Here is an 18216-nt window from a genome sequence, read left to right as displayed (position 1 = left end):
ATCGGGACCCCGTTCATCGGGCCTGCCGCGGCCCGCCGCACCGGCTCCCGCCCTCGGCGGAGCCCGCACCGGCGCACCGCCGCGCCCCTGCGGCCCGCGCGCTCAGCCGATGACCAGGTAGCCCGCGTCGCGCAGGGCCGAAGCGACCTCGGCGCAGTGCTCCGGGCCCTTGGTCTCCAGGTGCAACTCGACCTCGACCTCGGTGAGTCCGAGCCGCGGATCGGTCCGTACATGGCCCACGTCGAGGACGTTGGCGTCCACCACCGACAGCACCCCCAGCAGCGTCGCGAGCGCGCCCGGCCGGTCCGTCAGGCGCAGCCGCAGGCTCAGGTACCGCCCCGCCGCCGCCATGCCGTGCCGCAGGATGCGCTGGAGCACCAACGGGTCCACGTTCCCGCCCGACAGCACCGCGACCACCGGCCCCTGGAAGGTCTCCGGCGCGCTCAGCAGGGCCGCCACCGGGCTCGCCCCGGCCGGTTCCACGACCATCTTGGCCCGCTCCAGACACAGCAGCAGCGCCGACGACAGGGCGTCCTCGGAGACCGTGCGGACCTCGTCGACCAGTTCCTCGACGATCGCGAACGGTACGTCGCCGGGGCGGCCCACCTTGATGCCGTCGGCCATCGTGGGGCCGGTGTCCACCGCGAGCGGCAGGCCCGCGCTGAGCGAGGGCGGATAGGCCGCCGCGGCCTCCGCCTGCACGCCGATCACCTTCACGTCCGGGCGCAGCGCCTTGACCGCGACGGCGATGCCCGCCACCAGCCCGCCCCCGCCGGTCCCGACGACGATCGTCCGCACCTCGGGGCACTGCTCCAGGATCTCCAGCCCCACGGTGCCCTGTCCCGCGATGATGTCGGGGTGGTCGAAGGGGTGGATGAACACCGCGCCCGTCTCGCGCGCGTACTCCTGCGCGGCGGCCAGCGTCTCGTCCACGACGTGCCCGTGCAGCCGCACCTCGGCGCCGTACTCCCGGGTCGCCGCGATCTTGGGCAGCGGGGCGCCGACCGGCATGAAGACGGTGGAGCGCACGCCCAGCAGCGAGGAGGCGAGGGCGACGCCCTGCGCGTGGTTCCCGGCCGACGCGGCGACGACCCCGGCCGCCCGCTCCTCCGGGCGCAGCCCCGAGATCCGTACGTACGCCCCGCGCAGCTTGAACGAGCCGGTCCGCTGCAGGTTCTCGCACTTGAGGTGCACCGGTGCCCCCACCAGGTGCGACAGGTGTCGGCTGCCCTCCATCGGGGTCATCCGGGCCACGCCCGAGAGCATCTTCTGCGCACCGCGCACGTCATCGAGGATGAGCGGGTGTGAGGAGTGAGGCGTACGGAAGCTCATGACGCAAGTCTCGCAGCTCCCTCGCAGCTCATCACGTTTGTGCAGCGCCGGTACGGACTCGCGCGGGTCCGCGTACTCTGTCCCCCACCAACCGACCACCACCGCACGAGAGAGCCTCCAGCCATGCCCACATCACAGGACATGACGACTGATCTTGACCCAGGTCTCCTCGATGCCCTCCAGCACCAGGTGGCCGTCTTCGCCCGGCGGGCCGAGCAGACCCGCCTCGGGGGCACGGGCCAGCTCCGCAACTCGATGGACCGCGCCGCGTATCTGCTGCTGAACCGGCTCGACCAGGAAGGCCCGATGGGCGTCAAGGCGCTGGCGGCCGGCATGGGCATCGACTCGTCCACCGTCACCCGCCAGGTCGCGCCGCTCGTCGACACCGGCCTGGTCAAGCGCACGTCGCACCCGGAGGACGGCCGCGCGGTCGTGCTCCAGCTGTCGCCGCGCGGGCAGGCCCGGCTCGAAGAGGTGCGCTCCTCGCGGCGCGAGCTGATGGCCCAGGTGACGGACGGCTGGACGGAGGCGGAGCGGGAGTCGTTCTGCACGCTGCTCACCCGCTTCAACTCGGCCCTGTCCGCCCGGCAGGCCGGTCTGCCGCCTGCCGAGGCACCCGCCGGGACCACCGCGGACACGTCGGTGCGCATGCCCACGGAAACGGAAACCGCTCCGGCCTCTTGACCCGGCCGCAAGGTCGGCCTGATATGAGGACGTGCGAGAGCGGCAGGCGACGGCGCGGCGCCACCGCGCCCGGGAGTTCGAGGCGTTCGTCGCGGGCGCGGGCGGCCGGCTGCTCCATGCCGCGACCCTGCTGACCGCGGAGCCGCCCGCCCGTAATCCCCGCGCGCAGGCCCTGCTGACCGCCGCGCTGGCCGTGACGTACGCCCGCTGGGACCGGCTGCGCGGCGAGGACCCGTACGACACCACCCGCCAGGAGCTGGCCGCCCGGTTCGCCCGGACGGCCTGGCGCTTGCCCCGCGCGCGGGGCGGTGTCCTCGCCGGGCTGACCCCTCTGGAACGGCTCGTGGTCGTCCTGCGCCTGTACGAGGGCGTCGCCGAGGAGCGGACGGCGGCGCTGCTGGGCCTGCCGGTGGAGCGGGTGCGCGCCCTCTGCGCGCGTGCGGTCACCGTCCTGCGCCACGGCGCCGCGCGTGACGGCGGGGCGGTGGAGCCGTGAGCCTCCACGACCGCAAGGAGGACGAGGTACGGCGCATGCTGGACGCGCCGCCGCGCCCTCACGTCCCGGCGGACCTGCTGCCCCGGGCGGTCACGCGCGGCTCCCGCAGGCTGCGCCACGCGCGCGTGCTGCGGCGCGTGGGGTGGCTGCTGCTGGGAGCCGCGCTGATCGCGCTCACCGTGTGGGCGTCGGTCGTGGAGCCCCGGGTGCCGCCGCCGTCGAGGACGACACCGCCGCTGGAGGGCTTCTGAGAACCCGCGGTCAGCCCAGCGCGCGGCGTAGGTCCGCCATCAGGTCGTCGACGTTCTCGATGCCGACCGACAGCCGCACCAGGTCCGCCGGGACCTCCAGCAGCGACCCGGCGACGCTCGCGTGCGTCATGCGGCCCGGGTGCTCGATGAGCGACTCGACACCGCCCAGGGACTCGCCCAGCGTGAAGAGCTCGGCGCGGTTGCAGACGTCGACCGCCGCTTCCTCGCCGCCCGCGACGCGGAAGGAGATCATGCCGCCGAAGTCCCTCATCTGCTTGGCGGCGATCTCGTGGCCGGGGTGGTCCGGCAGGCCCGGGTAGAGGACCTGGGTCACCTTGGGGTGCTGGGTGAGCATCTCGGCGATCCGGGCCGCGTTCTGGCTGTGCCGGTCCATGCGGACGGCGAGGGTCTTGATGCCGCGCAGCACGATCCACGAGTCGAACGGGCCGGCCACCGCGCCCATGGCGTTCTGGTGGTAGGCCAGTTCCTCGCCGAGCGCCTCGTCGGCCGTCACCAGCGCGCCTCCCACGACGTCCGAGTGGCCGCCCATGTACTTCGTCAGCGAGTGGACGACGATGTCCGCGCCGAGCGCGAGCGGCTGCTGGAGGTAGGAGCTGGCGAAGGTGTTGTCGACGACCAGCTTGACGCCCGCGGTGCGCGCGACGTCCGCGACGGCCGCGATGTCCGTGATGCCGAGCAGCGGGTTCGAGGGCGTCTCGACCCAGATCACCTTCGTACGGTCGGTGATCGCCTCCCGTACCGCCGCCGGGTCGGAGGTGTCGGCGACCGACCACTCCACGCCCCAGCGCGAGGCGACCTTCGCGAACAGCCGGAAGGTGCCGCCGTACGCGTCGTTCGGGATGACCACGTGGTCGCCGGGCACCAGCAGCGCCCGCAGCAGGCAGTCCTCGGCCGCGAGGCCGGACGCGAAGGCCAGACCGCGCCGGCCGCCCTCCAGCGCCGCGAGGTTCTCCTCCAGCGCGGTCCGGGTCGGGTTGGCGCTGCGGCTGTACTCGTAGCCGCCGCGCAGTCCGCCCACACCGTCCTGCTTGTAGGTGGACACCTGGTAGATGGGCGGGACGACCGCGCCGGTCAGCGGGTCGGCGGTGTTGCCCGCGTGGATGGCGCGGGTCTCGAAGCTCTGGTGCGTGTGCTGGTCGCTCATGAGCCCCGAGCGTAGTCCCGGTACGGCCCTGCCGGAGTGTCGGCGGCGTCCGGGACAATGGGCCGTATGGAGATTCTGTGGTTCCTGTTCCTCGTCGGCCTGATCGGCGTGATCGTCGTGCCGTGGCTGACGCGCCGCCGTGGCGGCATCCGCCTGGCCGAGCCCGGTGCGCCGGACGCCGCCGACCCGGCCGCGTACGGCTTCGTGCGCCAGGAGGAGCTGGACGTACGGATGCCGGGGCCGGACCAGGATCTCGTGGACGTGCTGGACGTGGTGCAGCGGACGCAGGACTGGCGGGCGGCGTCACAGCTGCTGGCCGGCACGGACAAGGACGGTGAGGTGCGCTGGCAGCGCGTGCAGGCGTTCGCGGGCGCCGCGTCGCTGGAGCTCCAGCACCAGCCGGGCACCGGCGGGGCGTGGCTGCGGGCGTGGCGGGCGGACAAGCCGAAGGACCCGGGCGGGGCGGCGGTGCACGCCGAGTTCCTGGTGCAGCAGGCGTGGCGGTCGTCGTCGGCCGGTACGGACGACTTCCGGATCATCCTCGAAGAGGCGCGTACGGTGTGCGGCGAGGCCGCGCTGCTGGCGCCGGGGGACCCCGTGCCGTACATCATCGAGCTGGCCGTCGCACGCGGACTCGGATACACCCACGAGCAGTTCGACCAGGTGTGGGCGAAGATCATCGACCGTGCGCCGCACCACATGGGGGCGCACCTGGCAGCCCTGCACTACTGGTGCGAGAAGTGGCACGGCTCGCGCCGGGACGCGGACCAGTTCGCGACGGCCGCCGCGGCCCGCGCCCCGCAGGGCTCACTGCTCGCCGCGCTGCCGCTGTTCGCGGTCTTCGAGCACCTGCCCGAGGTGGCGCTGGTCCGGGACTTCTACGGCACCGAGGTCGTGTCGAAGGCGATGGAGGGCGCGCTGTACGCGGTGCACTCGGCCCGCCCCGACGACCCGATGCTGGCGCACGCGCGCCATCTGCTGATCCACTTCCTGGTACGGGCGGAGCGCTGGTCCGAGGCGATGCGCCAGCTGGTCCACGTGGACGGTCACATCGGGGCGCTGCCGTGGACGCTGAGCGAGGACCCGGCGGCGGAGTACGCGGTGTACCGGGCGCTGGCGGTCGCGGGCTACGAGGCGAACGGCGGCAGCCCGGCGACGCTCCCGCACTGACCTCCCGCTCCCTACGGCGGTCGCGAGGCGTCGAGCCCGGAGGACCCCGCCCGCCCCGCGCCCCCGGCGGGCCGTCGCGCGTGGTCGCCGGGGAGTTCATCGCGCAGGGCCGGGCCCGCCGGCAGCTGTCGTGGCCGGAGCCGGCGTCGCCGCAGCTGCCGCCGGGGTACGCGGACCTGATGCCGTCCGCGCTGGACGCGGCGGTCGCGGACGCGCCCCCGACACCGAGCCGCCGCGCAAGCTGCTCACCACGCCCTGACCGAAGGGGACCTGCTGGCCGAAGGGGCGTGCGGACGTACGGGCCGGGGCCGGAATCCCGGCCCCGGCCCGTACGTTGTACCGAGCGGCAGCCACCCAGAGGAGATCCGCATGTTCTACGGCCGCACCCCCGTGCTCCCGACCCCGGACGAGGCCCTGCGCGGCCGTCCGGAGCCGGACTTCACCGTCCCCGCCCGCCACACCGTCCTCGGCAACCCGCTCCTGGGCCCCTACCCGTCCGGCCTGGAGGTCGCCGACTTCGCGCTGGGCTGCTTCTGGGGCGCCGAGCGGAAGTTCTGGCAGACGGGCGGCGTGTGGACGACCCTCGTCGGCTACCAGGGCGGCTACACGCCGAACCCGTCGTACGAAGAGGTCTGCTCGGGCCTGACGGGACACACGGAGGCGGTCCGCGTCGTCTTCGACCCGTCGGTCGTGTCGTACGCCGACCTGCTGAAGCTGTTCTGGGAGTCGCACGACCCGACGCAGGGGTTCCGCCAGGGCAATGACGTGGGCACCCAGTACCGCTCGGCGATCCACACCCACTCCCCCGCCCAGCAGGAGGCCGCCGAGTCCTCCCGCGACGCCTACCAGCGGGTGCTGACCGGCTCGGGCTACGGCGCGATCACCACGGCGATCCTCCCGGCGGACGACCGCCCCTTCTACCCGGCGGAGGCGTACCACCAGCAGTACCTGGACAAGAACCCGGGCGGCTACTGCGGCATCGGCGGCACGGGCGTCTCCTGCCCGATCGGCGTGGCCAGGGCCGAGGGCTGAGCGGCCGGGCGGCGAAGGCGGCGGGGCGGCCCGGACACGGGCCGCTGCGTCACCGGAGCGTGGCGGTGTCGATCACGAAGCGGTAGCGGACGTCGCTCCGCAGCACGCGCTCGTACGCCTCGTTGATCCGGTCCGCGCCGATGACCTCGATCTCCGCGCCCAGTCCGTGCTCGGCGCAGAAGTCGAGCATCTCCTGCGTCTCGGCGATCCCGCCGATCATGGAGCCGGCCAGCGTGCGGCGCCCGCCGATCAGCGAGAAGAGGTTGAGCGAGACCGGCTCCTCCGGGGCGCCGACGTTGACCAGGGCGCCGTCCGTCTTCAGCAGCGCCAGGTAGGCGGTGAAGTCCAGCGGGGCCGAGACGGTCGAGACGATCAGGTCGAAGGTTCCGGCCAGCTGCCGGAACGTCTCCGGGTCGCTGGTGGCGTGGAAGTGGTCGGCGCCCAGCTTCAGCCCGTCCTCCCGCTTGCGCAGCGACTGGCTCAGGACGGTCACCTCGGCCCCCATCGCGTGGGCGATCTTCACGCCCATGTGGCCGAGGCCGCCGAGGCCGACGATGGCGACCTTCTTGCCGGGGCCGGCCTTCCAGTGGACCAGCGGCGAGTACAGGGTGATGCCGGCGCACAGCAGCGGCGCGGCCACATCGAGGGGGAGGGTGTCCGGGATGCGGACGGCGTAGTTCTCGTCGACGACGATGTGGGTGGCGTAGCCGCCGTAGGTCGGCTCGCCGTTCTTGTCGCGGCCGTTGTACGTGGGGGTGGAGCCCCGCGTGCAGTACTGCTCCAGGCCCTGTTCGCAGTATGCGCAGGTGCGGCAGGAGTCGACGAAGCAGCCGACGCCGACCCGGTCGCCCACCCGGTAACGGGTCACGCCCGGGCCGGTCTCGGTGACGACGCCGGCGATCTCGTGCCCGGGCACCATCGGGAAGATGCCCTCGCCCCACCCGTCGCGCGCCTGGTGGATGTCGGAGTGGCAGATGCCCGCGTACGCGATCTCGATCAGCACGTCGTGCTCCCCGACCGGCCGGATCGGGACGGTGGTGCGCTCCAGCGGGGCCTTGGCTGCGGGGGCCGCGTAGGCGGCGACGGTGGTCATGCCGTGGATCTCCTCTGAACGGGGGTTGCCCTGATGACACTGCCGCAGTTCGTACGGTCCACCCAGGCCCCTGCTGTACGTACGTCCGGTGGTCCTACTACTGAGGGGGTCAGGCTCGGGTGCGTACGAAGGGGAATACTGGATTCCCATGGACCAGCGCACCGAACTGAGTGAGTTCCTCCGCTCCCGGCGGGCCCGGCTCAAGCCGGCGGACGTCGGTCTCCCGGACTACGGCCGGACGCGGCGGGTGCCCGGTCTGCGCCGCGAGGAGCTGGCCCAGCTGGCCGGGGTGTCGGTCGCGTACTACACCTCGATCGAGCAGGGCAACGGCGCGAACGTCTCCACTGAGGTCCTCGACGCCATCGCCCGCGCCCTGCGGCTGTCGGACGCCGAGCACGCGCACCTGACGCATCTGGCCAAGCCGAAGGCGAAGAAGAAGCGCGTGGCGGCGGCCCGGCCGCATCGGGTGCGGCCGGAGCTGCGCCACCTGCTGGACGCGATGGACGGTGTGCCCGCGTACCTGCTGGGGCGGCGGCTCGACATCCTCGCCTGGAACCGGCTGGCCCGCGCCCTCCTCGGCGACTTCACCGCGCTGCCGGACGAGGAGCGGAACATGGCGCGGCTGGTGTTCCTCGCCCCGAACTCGCGCGATCTGTACGTCGACTGGGAGTCCAAGGCCACCGAGGTCGTGAGCGTGCTGCGGATGTGCGCGGGCTGCTACCCGGACGATCCCAAGCTGTCGTCCCTGGTCGGCGAGCTGTCCGTGAAGAGCGAGGAGTTCCGAGCGCTGTGGGCGGCGCACACGGTCCAGGAGAAGGGCCACGGCGTGAAGCGGCTGCACCATCCGCTCGTGGGTGAGCTGACGCTGTCGTACGAGACGCTGAGGCTCCCGGACGACCATGACCTGCACCTGGTGACGTACGCGGCGGAGCCGGGCTCCCCGTCGGCGGACGGGCTGCGGATGCTGGCGGCCTGGGGCGCGGACGAGGTCGTCGAGCCCCGGTAGCGACCGGTCCCGGTACGGCGAAGGCGGCGGCCCCCGTGAGGGTGCCGCCGCCTTCGGTGTCCCGCCTGAGGCCGGGGACGCGGTGCGGGGATCAGACCGCCGAGCCGGCCTTCCACTGCGACCAGCTCATGTTCCAGCCGTTGAGGCCGTTGTCGGGCTGGATCGTCTTGTCCTTGGAGTTCTTGACGATGACCACGTCACCGATGAGCGAGTTGTCGTAGAACCAGGCCCCCGGCTGGCCCGGGTCCTTCGCGCCCTTCACGTCGTTGAGGCCCACGCAGCCGTGGCTGGTGTTGACGTTGCCGAAGACGGAGTCGGCGCCCCAGTAGTTGCCGTGGATGAAGGTGCCCGAGGTGGACAGCCGCATGGCGTGCGGCACGTCCTTGATGTCGTACTCGCCCTTGCCGTCGTCGTCCGTGAAGCCGACCGTGGCGCCGTTCATCCGGGTCTCCTTGAACTTCTCGGAGATCACCATCTGACCGTTGTAGGTCGGGTTGTCCGGGGAACCGGCGGAGATCGGGATGGTCTTGATCGTCTTGCCGTCCCGGACGACCTTCATCGTCTTCTCGGCCACGTCGACCGTCGAGACCTGGCTGCGGCCGATCTTGAACGTGACGGTCTTCTGCTGGACGCCGTAGACGCCGTCGGCGCCCTGGACCCCGTCGAGGTTCAGCTTCAGCGTCACCGTGGAGCCCGCGGTCCAGTACTGCTCGGGCCGGAAGTCCAGGCGCTGGGAGTTGAACCAGTGGCCGACGATCTCCTGGCCGGTGCTCGACGAGACGGTGATGCCGGACTGGACGGCCTTCTTGTCCGTGATCGCCTTGTTGAAGTTGATCGACACCGGCATGCCGACGCCGACCGTGGAGCCGTCCTCGGGGGTGAAGTTCCCGATGAAGCTGTTGGCCTGCGACACGGTGGTGAAGGAGGAGTTCTCGTGGGCCTCGCGGCCCTCGGAGTCCTTGGCGCTGGCGGCGATCTTGTACGTGGTCGAGCGGTCGAGCTGCTCGGTGGGCTTCCAGCTCTTGCCGTCGGCGGACAGCTCGCCCTGGACACTCTTGCCGTCCTGGCCGGTCATCGTCACCTGGGTGAGCGTGCCGTCGCTGACGGTCACCCTGGCGTCGTCGTTGATGCCGGCGTTGATCGCGCCGTTCTTCGGCGAGATCTCTATTCGCGCCTGTGAGGCGTCCTTGGCCGCGGCTTCGTCGACCTGCGCCTGTGACGACGAGCCGTCGGAGGTGTCGTTGCTCTTGGCCTCACCGTCATTGCAGCCCGTGAGCACCAGCACGCCGCCGAGCAGTGCGGACGCGGCCACCAGGCCCTTGCGCCGCTTGCTGTCCGTCATCACACGCTTCTCCATCGTCGCCGAATCCCTGCCAACTGTTTCAACAACACCCATAACAACCCGTCCGGTTCCACATCCACGAACGATGTGGGGAACAACACTGATCGACGCGCGGGGTGCGGCCCCGGTTCCCGCGAGGCGGGAATCGGACCCCCGGGTATGGACCGGGTCCCGGCCCGGCGCCACCGCCCGCGGACCGGGACCCGGAACCGCTTGTACCCCGGGAACCGCGCCCGAGACCGGACCACGGCCCGGGGAGCGGCTCACCGCGGCCCACCTCGCGCGTCTACACCCGCCCCGGCTCGTCGCTGAGATCATCCTCCTCGTCCAGGTCCCACTCCTCCACCTCGGGGTCGTACTCGACCTGCTCGCTGCTCCAGGACGCCTGGGCGAGCTCGACGCCCGGCAGGTCGCCGAGCAGATCGTCCGGCTCGATGAGGTACGCGACGGCTTCCGCTTCGTCCTCGCGGACGACCGCCCGGGCGTGCGCCCGCTCGTCGTCCGGCATGAACTCGTCGGCGCCGATGCGGGTCAGGGCGGCGGCGGTGAGTTGGTCGGTGTCCGTGATCTCCAGGGTGAGTTCCACGCGAAGTCGCACATACCGTGATGTCTCAGAAGGGCTCATATGACGGAGCGTAAGCTGCCGGACCCCGCGACTTTCCTGCGACCCGCTGTGTTCATTAGCATCGGCGCACCCACCAATTCTCGGTTCCGCAAGGGGATCTGAATCCGTGTCCGTCGCACGTCGACCGCTGCTGACCGCCACCACCGCCGGGACTCTGCTCGCCGCGCTGTGGTTCGTTCCTTCGGCCAACGCCACAGTCGAACAGTCACCGGCGCAGGAGCAGCACCAGGCCGGGAGGACGGCCACCGCGCACCAGGATCTGGCGCTCGCCGACACCGGTGGCGTGGACACCACCCCGTACCTCGTGGGCGGCACGGCCTTCCTCGGGATCGGTGCGGGTCTGGTCGTCTTCGCCGTACGCCGAGGGGCGCACACCGCGCTCTGAGTGCGCCGCGTGCGCCCCTGTGGGCGGTCGGGGTCAGGCCAGCGGGCCGGTGACCTTCTCCACGGCCTCGACGAGCCGGCCTTCCCGTACGAAGGCGTCGGCGGCCTCCAGGTCGGGAGCGAGGAAACGATCCGGCCCGGGGCCCTGGACGCCGGCCGCGCGCAGCGCGTCGATGGCGGCGCGGGAGGCGGGCGCCGGGGTCAGGCCGGTCCGCAGCTCGATGGCGCGGGTCGCGGCGTACAGCTCGACGGCGATGATCCGGTTGAGGTTGCCGACGGCGGTGCGCAGCTTGCGGGCGGCGGACCAGCCCATGGAGACGTGGTCCTCCTGCATGGCGGAGGACGGGATGGAGTCGGCGGACGCCGGGACGGCGAGCCGCTTCATCTCGCTGACCAGGGCGGCCTGGGTGTACTGGGCGATCATCAGGCCCGAGTCGACACCGGCGTCGTCGGCGAGGAACGGCGGCAGGCCGTGGCTGCGGTTCTTGTCGAGCAGCCGGTCGGTGCGGCGCTCGGCGATGGAGCCGAGGTCGGCCGCGGCGATGGCGAGGAAGTCCAGGACGTACGCGACCGGCGCGCCGTGGAAGTTGCCGTTCGACTCGACCCGCCCGTCGGGGAGGACGACGGGGTTGTCGACGGCCGAGGCGAGCTCGCGCTCGGCGACGAGGCGGGCGTGGGCCATGGTGTCGCGCCCGGCGCCGGCGACCTGGGGGGCACAGCGCACGGAGTACGCGTCCTGGACGCGCGGGGCCTCGTCCTCCTGGAAGTGGCCGGTGAGGCCGGAGCCCTGGAGGACGGCGAGCATGTTCGCGGCGGCGGCGCCCTGGCCCGGGTGCGGGCGGATGGCGTGCAGCTCGGGGGCGAGGACCTTCTCCGTGCCGAGCAGCGCCTCCAGGGAGAGCGCGGCGGTGATGTCGGCCGACTTGTAGAGCTTGTCGAGGTCGTCGAGGGCCATGATCAGCATGCCGAGCATGCCGTCGGTGCCGTTGAGGAGGGCGAGGCCTTCCTTCTCGCGCAGCTCGACGGGCTCGATCCCGTGGGCGGCGAGGAGCTCCCCGGCGGGCCGGACCACCCCGTCGGGGCCTTCGGCGTCGCCCTCCCCCATGAGGGTGAGCGCGCAGTGGCTGAGCGGCGCGAGGTCGCCGGAGCAGCCCAGGGAGCCGTACTCGTGCACGACGGGCGTGATCCCGGCGTTGAGGACGTCCGCCATGGTCCGCGCCACGTGCGGGCGGACACCGGTGTGTCCGGAGGCGACGGTCTTGAGCCGCAGGAACATCAGCGCCCGGACGACCTCGCGCTCGACGGGCGCGCCCATTCCGGCGGCGTGCGACCGCACGATGTTGCGCTGGAGCCGGGTGCGCAGCTCCTGACCGATGTGCCGCGTGGCCAGCGCGCCGAAACCGGTCGACACGCCGTACACGGGCTCGGGCCTGGCGGCGAGGGCGTCCACGACCTCCCGGGCCTTCGCGAGCGCGGCGAGCGCCTCCTGCGACAGCTCGACCCGTGCGTTGCCGCGGGCCACGGCGATGACGTCCTGTGCGGTGGTGCCGGACGTCCCCACCACGACTGTGTGCATATCCATATTCAGCAGCGTACGGACTGAATCCCGACGTGTCACTACCCCGCCTCCACCCTGCCCCTTACTCCGGGCGGGCGTCACGGAAGCGGCGGCGGTCGCGGGAGAGGGTCGGGGGGTGGTCCGCCAGGCGGATCACCGTGCCGTCGCGCCCCGCCACCACCGGCTTCAGCGAGCCCGCCGCCTTCGCGCGGTACTGCGCCGCGTCCGCCAGGCGGAACAGCCGCCGCGCCGAGCGCACCGGCCCGATCGGGTCACCCGTCGACGCCACGCCACAGGCGACGCCCTCGCCGAGCTCCAGGTCCCCGGCCCGTACGCACAGCTCGTCCGCCGCCGCGACCACCTCGTCCGCCTCCGGCCCCACCGAGACCAGGCAGAACTCGTCGCCGCCCAGCCGCGCCGCGAGCGCGCCCGGCAGCATCGCCCCGCAGTACGACAGCACGGACCCGAACCGCTCCAGGAGCCGGTCGCCCACCGCGTGGCCGTGGGTGTCGTTGACGCGCTTGAGACCGTTGAGGTCGCAGACGACCAGCGACACCACCGACCCGTCCGCCCGGAACCGCTCGACCGCCTCGTCCAGCCTTATGTCCACCGCCCGCCGGTTCGCCAGCCCGGTCAGCGGGTCCGTAAAGGCCAGCTTCCGGACTTCCTCCAGCCGCTCGGTCTGCGCGATCCCGGACGCGACGACCGACGCCAGCACGGTGGCGAACTTCGCGTCGTCCGGGCCGAAGACCGGCGCCCCGACCGGCCGGGCCACGTACAGCTCGCCCCACGCCCGCCCGCGCAGCACGATCGGCGCGACGACACAGCAGCCCCGCCCGCGCCGCCGCAGCGCCGACACCCTCCCCCGTGGCCCTCCGCGCACGGGAGGTTCCCCCAGCAGGCGGTAGCCGTGCGCCCCGGGGCCCGGGCCCTCCGCCGTCTCGACCCAGGCGTTCGGCTCACCGCCCCCCGCCCACCGCTCGTGCAGGAACTCGGTGATCTCCGAGAACTGGTGGACCGGGTACGTCTCGGAGTCCGGGAACTCCTCCTCCCCCGCGGCCCGCTCCCCCGCGTTCACCAGCACCCGGAGCCGGCCCAGGTCCCGCTCCCACGTCGACAGCGCGGCGAAGGTCCCGCCGAGCGCGTCGCGCGCGCCCAGCGCCGCCGCCCGCCACGACTCGCGCGGGGTGTGCGCCGCCGCCATCGACTGCGCCAGCGCCACTACGGCCCGGAGCCGGACATCCTCACCCATTCCTCCAGCTTAGGGAGGCCTCGCCCTTTTTCACTCTCCGGGCCACTCGGGCCTCCGCTTCTCGTTGAAGGCGGCGACCCCCTCCGCCCGGTCCCCGGAGAAGGCCACTGACCGCCACGCCGCGTCCTCGACCTCCAGACCGGCCCGCAGATCGAGCCCCTGCCCCAGCCGCATGGCCCGCTTGGCGGCGCGCAGGCCGACCGGCGAGTTCGCGGCGATCCGGGCGGCCAGCTCCAGCGCGCCCGTCCGGGCGTCCTCCACCAGGCGGTCCACCAGCCCCAGCTCGGCCGCCTCGGCGGCCTCCACGCGCCGCGCGGTGAACACCAGCTCCGCCGCCCGCGCCGCCCCCACCCGGCGCGGCAGCAGCTGCGTGCCGCCGCCTCCCGGGATCACGCCCACCGACACCTCCGGCAGCCCGACGACCGCCGTCGCGTCGGCCACGATCAGGTCGCAGGCGAGCGCCAGCTCGAAGCCGCCGCCGAGGGCGAACCCGTGCACGGCCGCGACCGTCGGCATCGGCAGCTCCAGCACGCCGGTGTAGGCGCCGCGCGCGACGGGCCGCTGGCGCACCAGCTCGGCGTCGGTCAGGGAGTTGCGCTCCTTGAGGTCGGCGCCCACGCAGAACGCGCGGTCGTTGGAGGAGGTCACCACGGTCACGCGTACCGACGCGTCGGCGCCCAGCGCGTCGCACGCGGCGCCGATGGACCGGGCCATCTCCGTGGAGACGGCGTTCATGGCCTTGGGCCGGTCGAGGACCAGCTCGGCCACGTACTCATGACGGCGTACGGCGACGAACTCCCCGAAGCGCTGCTCCGACATTCCCAGACCCTCCCGGTTAACGAGCGTTAGCGATCGCTATCCGGGGATCTTAGGCTCCCGGCGCGTCAGCAGCCAGGGCTCGATCACACCGAGCCCGCGGACCGGCCGCTGCCACATCGGCTGGAGCGCGAAGCGGTACGACGGAGGCGCCTCGCCCTCCTTCTCCGCGCGTGCCACCTCGTCGGCGACCTGCGCCTCGGACACCGGTGCCTCGCCCGTGCGCGACAGCTCCTGCGCGAGCGCCCCGTCCACCAGGACGGCGTCCTTGGGCGCTATCGAGGTGAGCCGGCTCGCGAGGTTCACCGTCGTGCCGAAGACGTCGCCCATCCGGGTCGTCACGGTCCCGAAGGCGATGCCGACCCGCAGCGCGGGCATGGTCTCGTCGTGCGCGAGGGTCTCGATGAGCCGCAGCGCGATCTCGGCGGCCGTACCGGCGTCGTCCGCCGCGTACAGCACCTCGTCGCCCAGGGTCTTGATCAGCCGTCCGCCGTGCGCCGCCACCAGGTCCGCGCAGGTCGTCTCGAACGCCTCGACCAGCTCGCCGAGCTCCTCCTCCTCCAGCCGCCGCGTCAGCCGCGTGAACCCGACCAGGTCCGCGAACCCGACCGCGAGACGCCGGTCCACCATCTCCTCGTCGTCCGCGGCCTGCACCACCCGCCCGGTCGCCGCCGCGAGCTGCCGCCGCCACACATAGACCAGGAACTCCTGGAGCTCCGGCAGCAACAGCTCCACCAGCGGGTACGTGACCTCCGTGCGCGTCATGCCCGGCTCGGGCGGCTCGGTGAGGCCCTCCAGGAACGAGTCGATCTGCCACTCGGCCAGCCGGGCGGTGGTCTGGCCTGTCGACCGGGCCACCTGCACCGCCATCGGCTCGCTGAGCAGCCCCGCCTCGACGAGACCGGCCAGCCGCCGCAGCGCCAGTACGTCCGCCTCGGTGAGCGCCTTGGCCTGGCCGATGTCGGCGAAGCCCATGGCCCGCCAGAAGCGGGAGGCGAGGTCCATGGAGACACCGGCGGTGCGGGCCGCCTGGAAGGGGGTGTAGCGCCGCTCGGCGCCGAGGATCAGCTGCTCCAGACGGATGGCCAGCGGGTCGTCGGTCGGTTCGGCCGTATGGTCGACGACGTGGTGGGGGGTGGGGTAATCGGCCGCGGCGGAACCCGATCCGGAGCTCGGTCCGGGACCGGATGCGGGCCCCGGGGCGGGGTCGCCGCCGGGCCCCGTGGCGCCGGGTGTGCCGGGCCCCGTGGCGGACCCGGGACCGGACTCGCCCGAATTCGCGTCGTCGACGGTCACCGGCCGCCTCCTGCCCGTTCCCTGCGCACTGCCCTGCCGATCTGTCGCTGGATCGCCTCAACGATACGGCAGGTGTGCCCTGGCTCACGTCCCCGTGCGGCAGCGCGTTCAGCCCACCGGGCGCAGATGGATGATGTCGCCCGCGCCGACGGCCTCCCGGCCCGCGCCGTCGGCGCGGGCCACCACGAGCCGCCCGTCCCCGTCGATGGCCACCGCCTCCCCCGTCAGCGCGCGGGCGCCGGGCAGCTCCGCCCGTACGGTGCGGCCGAGGGTCGCGCAGCCCGCCGCGTACGCCTCCTGGAGCCCGCAGGCGGCCGGGTCGCCGCCGGCCGCGGTCCAGCGCCCGTACCACTGCTCCAGGGAGCGCAGCACTGCGCGCAGCAGCGGGTCGCGGTCGGTGGAGACGGCGTCGGCGAGGGCGAGCGAGCCGGCCGTCGGCACGGGCAGCTCGTCCGCGCGCAGCGTGACGTTGAGGCCGACGCCGACGACGACGCCGTCGTCCCCGGCGCGCTCGGCGAGGATGCCGCCCGTCTTGCGCTCCTCCTTGCCGCCGGGGCCCGGGACGTTCACCAGCAGGTCGTTGGGCCACTTCAGCGACATGTCGACGCCGGCCGCCCGCGCCAGGCCGGTGGCGGCGGCGACCCCGGTGAGCAGCGGCAGCCAGGCCAGGCGCGCGACGGGCACCCTCGGTTTGAGGAGGACGGAGAAGAACAGGCCGGAGCGGGCGGGCGCCGACCAGGTGCGGTCGAGCCTGCCGCGGCCCGCGGTCTGCTCCTCGGCGACGAGCACGGCGCCCTCGGGCAGGGAGCCGGCCCGGGAGGCCAGGTCGGAGTTGGTGGAGCCGGTCTCCGGGACGATGTCGAGGGAGGTCCACAGGGCTCCGGGCCGCAGCAGCGCGCGACGCAGCGCGGTGGTGTTCAGCGGCGGGCGGTCGAGATCCGACCACGGGCTGGGGGAACCGTGCGACGGACCGGATGGACCATGTGAGGGCGTCATGCAAGCCAGCGTAGGTGTGGCAAACGCCGCACTGCCGAACGGTATCGCCGCCGCTACGCTACGGGCCAGTAGCCATCGATCCCGTGACCAGGCAGGGAGCCGCATCCCGATGTCCGAGCCGGCAGAGCCCCAAGAGCCCCAGAAGATCGACATTCATACGACCGCGGGCAAGCTCGCGGATCTGCAGCGCCGTATCCACGAGGCGACGCACGCGGGCTCCGAGCGCGCCGTCGAGAAGCAGCACGCGAAAGGCAAGTTGACGGCCCGGGAACGGATCGCTCTCCTGCTGGACGAGGATTCGTTCGTCGAGCTGGACGAGTTCACCCGGCACCGCTCCACCAGCTTCGGCCTGGAGAAGAACCGTCCGTACGGCGACGGCGTCGTCACCGGGTACGGAACCGTCGACGGCCGCCCGGTGGCGGTCTTCTCCCAGGACTTCACGGTCTTCGGCGGGGCGCTCGGCGAGGTCTTCGGCCAGAAGATCATCAAGGTGATGGACTTCGCCCTGAAGACCGGCTGTCCGGTCATCGGCATCAACGACTCGGGCGGCGCCCGCATCCAGGAGGGCGTCATGGCCCTCGGCATGTACGGCGAGATCTTCCGCCGCAACACCCACGCCTCGGGTGTCATCCCGCAGATCTCGCTGGTCGTCGGGCCGTGCGCGGGCGGCGCGGTGTACTCGCCGGCGATCACCGACTTCACGGTGATGGTCGACCAGACGTCGCACATGTTCATCACGGGCCCGGACGTCATCAAGACGGTGACGGGCGAGGACGTCGGCTTCGAGGAGCTGGGCGGCGCCCGTACGCACAACACCACCTCGGGCGTCGCGCACCACATGGCGGGGGACGAGAAGGACGCGATCGAGTACGTCAAGTCCCTCCTGTCGTACCTCCCCTCGAACAACCTCTCCGAGGCGCCCGCCTTCCCGGAGGAGGCGGACCTGGAGCTGACGGACGAGGACCGGGAGCTGGACACGCTCATCCCGGACAGCGCGAACCAGCCGTACGACATGCACACCGTCATCGAGCACGTGCTGGACGACGGGGAGTTCCTGGAGACGCAGGGGATGTTCGCGCCGAACATCGTCACCGGTTTCGGGCGGGTCGAGGGCTTCCCGGTCGGCATCGTCGCCAACCAGCCGATGCAGTTCGCGGGTTGCCTGGACATCAACGCCTCCGAGAAGGCGGCGCGGTTCGTGCGCACCTGCGACGCGTTCAACATCCCGGTGCTGACCTTCGTCGACGTGCCCGGCTTCCTGCCCGGCGTGGACCAGGAGTACGGCGGGATCATCCGGCGCGGCGCCAAGCTGATCTACGCGTACGCCGAGGCCACGGTGCCGCTGATCACGGTGATCACCCGCAAGGCGTTCGGCGGCGCGTACGACGTCATGGGCTCCAAGCACCTGGGCGCCGACCTGAACCTGGCGTGGCCGACGGCGCAGATCGCCGTGATGGGCGCGCAGGGCGCGGTCAACATCCTGCACCGGCGGGCCATCGCCGAGGCGGACGACGTGGAGGCGACCCGGGCGCGGCTGATCCAGGAGTACGAGGACGCCCTGCTCAACCCGTACACGGCGGCCGAGCGCGGGTACATCGACGCGGTGGTCATGCCGTCGCAGACACGGGCGCAGATCGTGCGCGGCCTGCGTCAGCTGCGTACGAAGCGGGAAAGCCTGCCTCCGAAGAAGCACGGCAACATCCCTCTCTAAGGAGCCC

Annotated in this window: 18 protein-coding genes; 8 read left to right on the top strand and 10 right to left on the bottom strand. The window is 72.5% G+C overall.

The features are described 5' to 3' along the window. Nucleotides 1–102: 102 nt before the first annotated feature. Nucleotides 103–1332, bottom strand: a complete 1230-nt coding sequence (gene ilvA / locus ABZZ38_RS25300) for a threonine ammonia-lyase (protein ID WP_356743915.1) — start codon at nt 1330–1332, stop codon at nt 103–105. A gap of 123 nt (nt 1333–1455) precedes the next feature. Between ilvA and ABZZ38_RS25295 the strand changes: the two genes are divergently transcribed. The 3 genes from ABZZ38_RS25295 to ABZZ38_RS25285 are packed head-to-tail and all read left to right on the top strand — an operon-like array spanning nt 1456 to nt 2763. Next, the gene (locus ABZZ38_RS25295) at nt 1456–2016 is read left to right on the top strand and encodes a MarR family transcriptional regulator (protein ID WP_356743913.1); all 561 of its coding nucleotides are present in this window, start codon (nt 1456–1458) and stop codon (nt 2014–2016) included. Nucleotides 2017–2047: 31 nt separating this feature from the next. Next, nucleotides 2048–2512, top strand: coding sequence for a sigma factor-like helix-turn-helix DNA-binding protein (locus tag ABZZ38_RS25290; RefSeq protein ID WP_356743911.1), 465 nt, complete (start codon nt 2048–2050; stop codon nt 2510–2512). Further along, nucleotides 2509–2763 carry a hypothetical protein gene (locus ABZZ38_RS25285; protein WP_356743909.1) on the top strand — a complete coding sequence of 85 codons (255 nt, stop codon included), beginning with the start codon at nt 2509–2511 and terminating at the stop codon, nt 2761–2763. The genes ABZZ38_RS25290 and ABZZ38_RS25285 overlap by 4 nt, the downstream gene beginning before the upstream one ends. 10 nt (nt 2764–2773) lie before the next feature. Here ABZZ38_RS25285 and ABZZ38_RS25280 read toward each other — a convergent pair whose 3' ends face one another. After that, on the bottom strand, nt 2774–3928 hold the full coding sequence (locus tag ABZZ38_RS25280) for a cystathionine gamma-synthase (RefSeq protein ID WP_356743907.1): 1155 nt from the start codon (nt 3926–3928) through the stop codon (nt 2774–2776). Nucleotides 3929–3994: 66 nt separating this feature from the next. Between ABZZ38_RS25280 and ABZZ38_RS25275 the strand changes: the two genes are divergently transcribed. After that, nucleotides 3995–5098: a hypothetical protein gene (locus ABZZ38_RS25275; protein ID WP_356743905.1), complete on the top strand. Its 1104-nt coding sequence runs from the start codon at nt 3995–3997 to the stop codon at nt 5096–5098. A gap of 369 nt (nt 5099–5467) precedes the next feature. Then, nucleotides 5468–6130 (top strand): peptide-methionine (S)-S-oxide reductase MsrA, encoded by a 663-nt coding sequence (msrA, locus tag ABZZ38_RS25270; RefSeq protein ID WP_356743903.1) that lies wholly within the window; start codon nt 5468–5470, stop codon nt 6128–6130. Nucleotides 6131–6179: 49 nt separating this feature from the next. Here the strand turns inward: msrA and ABZZ38_RS25265 are convergent, their stop codons facing one another. Then, a complete protein-coding gene (locus ABZZ38_RS25265; RefSeq protein ID WP_356743901.1) occupies nt 6180–7223 on the bottom strand; it encodes an NAD(P)-dependent alcohol dehydrogenase in 1044 nt (347 codons plus the stop codon). A 148-nt stretch (nt 7224–7371) separates the two neighbouring features. Here ABZZ38_RS25265 and ABZZ38_RS25260 point away from each other — a divergent pair, with 148 nt between their 5' ends. After that, nucleotides 7372–8229 (top strand): helix-turn-helix transcriptional regulator, encoded by an 858-nt coding sequence (locus ABZZ38_RS25260; protein ID WP_356743899.1) that lies wholly within the window; start codon nt 7372–7374, stop codon nt 8227–8229. Nucleotides 8230–8320: 91 nt separating this feature from the next. Here the strand turns inward: ABZZ38_RS25260 and ABZZ38_RS25255 are convergent, their stop codons facing one another. Both ABZZ38_RS25255 and ABZZ38_RS25250 read right to left on the bottom strand, forming a co-directional pair. Further along, the gene (locus ABZZ38_RS25255; protein WP_356743897.1) at nt 8321–9586 is read right to left on the bottom strand and encodes an Ig-like domain-containing protein; all 1266 of its coding nucleotides are present in this window, start codon (nt 9584–9586) and stop codon (nt 8321–8323) included. A 271-nt stretch (nt 9587–9857) separates the two neighbouring features. After that, nucleotides 9858–10196 (bottom strand): hypothetical protein, encoded by a 339-nt coding sequence (locus tag ABZZ38_RS25250; RefSeq protein ID WP_356743895.1) that lies wholly within the window; start codon nt 10194–10196, stop codon nt 9858–9860. Nucleotides 10197–10302: 106 nt separating this feature from the next. Here ABZZ38_RS25250 and ABZZ38_RS25245 point away from each other — a divergent pair, with 106 nt between their 5' ends. After that, a complete protein-coding gene (locus ABZZ38_RS25245) occupies nt 10303–10581 on the top strand; it encodes a hypothetical protein (RefSeq protein ID WP_356743893.1) in 279 nt (92 codons plus the stop codon). 33 nt (nt 10582–10614) lie between these two features. Here ABZZ38_RS25245 and hutH read toward each other — a convergent pair whose 3' ends face one another. From hutH to ABZZ38_RS25220, 5 genes are all read right to left on the bottom strand, one after another. After that, a complete protein-coding gene (hutH, locus tag ABZZ38_RS25240; RefSeq protein ID WP_356743943.1) occupies nt 10615–12156 on the bottom strand; it encodes a histidine ammonia-lyase in 1542 nt (513 codons plus the stop codon). Between the two features lie 64 nt (nt 12157–12220). Then, nucleotides 12221–13390: a sensor domain-containing diguanylate cyclase gene (locus ABZZ38_RS25235; RefSeq protein ID WP_356743891.1), complete on the bottom strand. Its 1170-nt coding sequence runs from the start codon at nt 13388–13390 to the stop codon at nt 12221–12223. A 30-nt stretch (nt 13391–13420) separates the two neighbouring features. Beyond that, a complete protein-coding gene (locus ABZZ38_RS25230; protein WP_356743889.1) occupies nt 13421–14209 on the bottom strand; it encodes an enoyl-CoA hydratase-related protein in 789 nt (262 codons plus the stop codon). A gap of 36 nt (nt 14210–14245) precedes the next feature. After that, nucleotides 14246–15502 (bottom strand): adenylate/guanylate cyclase domain-containing protein, encoded by a 1257-nt coding sequence (locus ABZZ38_RS25225; RefSeq protein WP_356743887.1) that lies wholly within the window; start codon nt 15500–15502, stop codon nt 14246–14248. A gap of 108 nt (nt 15503–15610) precedes the next feature. After that, nucleotides 15611–16498, bottom strand: a complete 888-nt coding sequence (locus ABZZ38_RS25220; RefSeq protein ID WP_356743885.1) for a biotin--[acetyl-CoA-carboxylase] ligase — start codon at nt 16496–16498, stop codon at nt 15611–15613. A 109-nt stretch (nt 16499–16607) separates the two neighbouring features. On the opposite strand from ABZZ38_RS25220, the gene ABZZ38_RS25215 reads away from it, so the two are divergent. Beyond that, a complete protein-coding gene (locus tag ABZZ38_RS25215; RefSeq protein WP_356743883.1) occupies nt 16608–18209 on the top strand; it encodes an acyl-CoA carboxylase subunit beta in 1602 nt (533 codons plus the stop codon). Nucleotides 18210–18216 lie beyond the last annotated feature (7 nt).

The organism is Streptomyces sp. NPDC006368, from assembly GCF_040612535.1.
Classification (GTDB): Bacteria; Actinomycetota; Actinomycetes; order Streptomycetales; family Streptomycetaceae; genus Streptomyces.
This window is presented reverse-complemented; position numbering and strand designations above follow the sequence as displayed.

Excerpts from the sequence above, each read along its gene's own strand:
- ABZZ38_RS25235 (WP_356743891.1), bottom strand. The coding sequence starts at position 13,390 with ATGGGTGAGGATGTCCGGCTCCGGGCCGTAGTGGCGCTGGCGCAGTCG.
- msrA (WP_356743903.1), top strand. The coding sequence starts at position 5,468 with ATGTTCTACGGCCGCACCCCCGTGCTCCCGACCCCGGACGAGGCCCTG.
- ABZZ38_RS25230 (WP_356743889.1), bottom strand. The coding sequence starts at position 14,209 with ATGTCGGAGCAGCGCTTCGGGGAGTTCGTCGCCGTACGCCGTCATGAG.
- ABZZ38_RS25280 (WP_356743907.1), bottom strand. The coding sequence starts at position 3,928 with ATGAGCGACCAGCACACGCACCAGAGCTTCGAGACCCGCGCCATCCAC.
- ABZZ38_RS25260 (WP_356743899.1), top strand. The coding sequence starts at position 7,372 with ATGGACCAGCGCACCGAACTGAGTGAGTTCCTCCGCTCCCGGCGGGCC.
- ABZZ38_RS25250 (WP_356743895.1), bottom strand. The coding sequence starts at position 10,196 with ATGAGCCCTTCTGAGACATCACGGTATGTGCGACTTCGCGTGGAACTC.
- ABZZ38_RS25275 (WP_356743905.1), top strand. The coding sequence starts at position 3,995 with ATGGAGATTCTGTGGTTCCTGTTCCTCGTCGGCCTGATCGGCGTGATC.
- hutH (WP_356743943.1), bottom strand. The coding sequence starts at position 12,156 with ATGCACACAGTCGTGGTGGGGACGTCCGGCACCACCGCACAGGACGTC.
- ABZZ38_RS25265 (WP_356743901.1), bottom strand. The coding sequence starts at position 7,223 with ATGACCACCGTCGCCGCCTACGCGGCCCCCGCAGCCAAGGCCCCGCTG.
- ABZZ38_RS25255 (WP_356743897.1), bottom strand. The coding sequence starts at position 9,586 with ATGGAGAAGCGTGTGATGACGGACAGCAAGCGGCGCAAGGGCCTGGTG.
- ABZZ38_RS25220 (WP_356743885.1), bottom strand. The coding sequence starts at position 16,498 with ATGACGCCCTCACATGGTCCATCCGGTCCGTCGCACGGTTCCCCCAGC.
- ilvA (WP_356743915.1), bottom strand. The coding sequence starts at position 1,332 with ATGAGCTTCCGTACGCCTCACTCCTCACACCCGCTCATCCTCGATGAC.
- ABZZ38_RS25215 (WP_356743883.1), top strand. The coding sequence starts at position 16,608 with ATGTCCGAGCCGGCAGAGCCCCAAGAGCCCCAGAAGATCGACATTCAT.
- ABZZ38_RS25295 (WP_356743913.1), top strand. The coding sequence starts at position 1,456 with ATGCCCACATCACAGGACATGACGACTGATCTTGACCCAGGTCTCCTC.